Here is a 2,438-nt window from a genome sequence, read left to right as displayed (position 1 = left end):
TTGTCCCTGTGAGAGTAGGACGTCGCCAAGCAAGCTTAAGACGAGTCAGAATGACTCGTCTTTTTTGTGTTTTATAACTTCTTTTCAATGCTAAATACTACCTGGATTTTAAAGAACTCCCTATTCTTTTAAGATTTTTGGTTACATATCTATATAAGTTCTATTCTGTTTCTTTCGTGATTTTTAATATGTAATTTAAGATTTTCTATTTTATTTCTTATAGATAAGATTCACCGGTATGTTAAAATAGTACAGTTGTTTTTGAGGTACGTTAACATAAGAGATTTAATTTGGAAAAAGGAGATAATATGAAAAAGATAGGTATGATTACTATGGTAGTTTTAGTGCTTCTAACAATCGCGTATATGTTAGTTGGGAATTATTTTTATAACTACGCATTGAATGCGAAACAAGAAAAAGAATTTTTACAAGATAACCCTCATTTGGCGGAAACAGTGAATGCATCGGGAGATGTATTGGCTACGAATGAAAAAAAGAATGCGGATTTTGTATCGAAATATAAACCGAACACATTAACTATACGTTCTTTCGATAAGCTGAATTTAAAAGGTTATGAATATATGAATGAATCATCTAGCCATAAATGGGCAATTGTAGTTCATGGATATAATGGCAGAGCATCAGAAATGACGAAATATATTCGGAACTTTTATGAACGAGGCTATAATGTCATAGCACCAGACCTTCGTGGACATGGAAATAGTGAAGGGGATTATGTTGGTATGGGCTGGCATGATCGTAAAGATGTCCTACTGTGGATTCAACAAATTTTAAAGAAAGATCCTAATGCTGAAATAGCTCTATATGGTATTTCTATGGGTGGAGCAACTGTAATGATGACTTCAGGCGAAGATTTACCTTCAAACGTTAAAGTTATTATTGAAGATTGCGGATACTCAACTGTTATTGATGAATTTACGTATCAACTAAAAGATTTATTCCACTTACCGAAGTTTCCTGTTATGAATGCGGCCAATACAGTTACTAAATTGAGGGCGGGATATGATTTAGAAGAGGCTTCAGCTGTGAAACAAGTAGAGAAAAGTAAAACCCCTATGCTATTTATCCATGGGAATGCTGATACATTTGTTCCTTTTGAAATGCTAGATCAGGTGTATAATGCTGCAAAAGTAGAAAAAGAGAAGTTAATTGTTCCAGGTGCGGGGCATGGGGAAGCGGAGAAAGTAGATTCAAATAAATATTGGAATACTGTATGGAAATTCGTAGAGAAGTATATTCCGGCATAATTAAAGTTGTTTCATTTTTATAGACGATAATCGGAGGGGAATAGTCTGCCCTTTTGATTATCGTTTTTTTCTAATTAGGTATTCTGCTATAAGTATATTTTTGTATGTATTATAGAAGGAAATAGAGCAAAAACTTTTGAATTCCTTAATCTCAGTGCTACAATGATTGAAAACTAAGTTTTAAAGAGGTGTTAATATGAAAATTGAAGTATGGTCAGATTTTGTATGTCCATTTTGCTATATTGGGAAGCGTAGATTAGAGATGGCTTTAGAGCAATTTCCGCATAAGAAGGATGTTGAAGTTGAGTTTAAAAGTTTTGAGCTAGATCGGAATACTCCCGTTTACTCTGGAACGAGTATTAATGAAGTGCTTGCATCAAAGTATGGGATTAGTATTGAAGAAGCTAAGCGTAATAATATACAACTAGGAAATCATGCAGCTAGTATGGGTTTAAGTTTTAATTTTGATGAGATGAAGCCAACGAACACTTTTGATGCGCATCGTCTAGCGAAGTTTGCGAAGGATCAAGGGAAGGAAAAGGAGATTACAGAAAATCTTCTTTTTGCATATTTTACTGAATCAAAGAACTTGAGTGATGTGGATACGCTAGCTACTATCGCTGAAGCTTCAGGTTTAGATAAGCAAGAAGCTTTACATGTTATTAATGATAAAAATGCGTATGCCAATGATGTTAGAATTGATGAGGCGGTTGCTCAGCAATATCAAATTTCGGGAGTACCTTATTTTATTATTAATCAGAAGTATGCTATTTCAGGTGCGCAACCACTTGAAACTTTTGTTGGTGCACTTCAGCAAGTTTGGGAAGAAGAGAATCCTGCACCGAAGTTACAGGAACTTTCAGCAGATGGTGGAAGTGATCTTTCTTGTACTGATGGAAGTTGTTCAGTGCCGTCAAAAGAACAATAGTCTTTATTATTGGATAGCAACCCATAGAGAGTTTTATGGGTTGCTTGTATATAACTATAGAAGAAATATGTAAATGAAATTTATAAAATATAAAGTTTTTTAAAAAACGTATTGACGATTGTATAAATGGAGTGTAATATAGAACAAGTCGCCGATGACAACAATGTCGAAAGCGACAAACGAAATAAAAAACTTAGTTGACATCAATTAACGAAAATGTTAACATAAGGGAGTCGCAAATG

Annotated in this window: 2 protein-coding genes; both read left to right on the top strand. The window is 34.1% G+C overall.

Going from position 1 to position 2,438, the window contains the following annotated elements; all coding sequences use genetic code 11:
- Positions 1 to 308: 308 nt before the first annotated feature.
- Positions 309 to 1,268 (top strand): alpha/beta hydrolase, encoded by a 960-nt coding sequence (locus tag JDS81_RS29715; protein ID WP_097955146.1) that lies wholly within the window; start codon positions 309 to 311, stop codon positions 1,266 to 1,268.
- A gap of 196 nt (positions 1,269 to 1,464) precedes the next feature.
- A complete protein-coding gene (locus JDS81_RS29710; protein WP_097955145.1) occupies positions 1,465 to 2,196 on the top strand; it encodes a DsbA family oxidoreductase in 732 nt (243 codons plus the stop codon).
- The last annotated feature ends 242 nt before the right edge of the window (positions 2,197 to 2,438 follow it).

This window comes from Bacillus cereus group sp. N31 (genome assembly GCF_016483245.1).
GTDB lineage: Bacteria > Bacillota > Bacilli > Bacillales > Bacillaceae_G > Bacillus_A > Bacillus_A toyonensis.
This window is presented reverse-complemented; position numbering and strand designations above follow the sequence as displayed.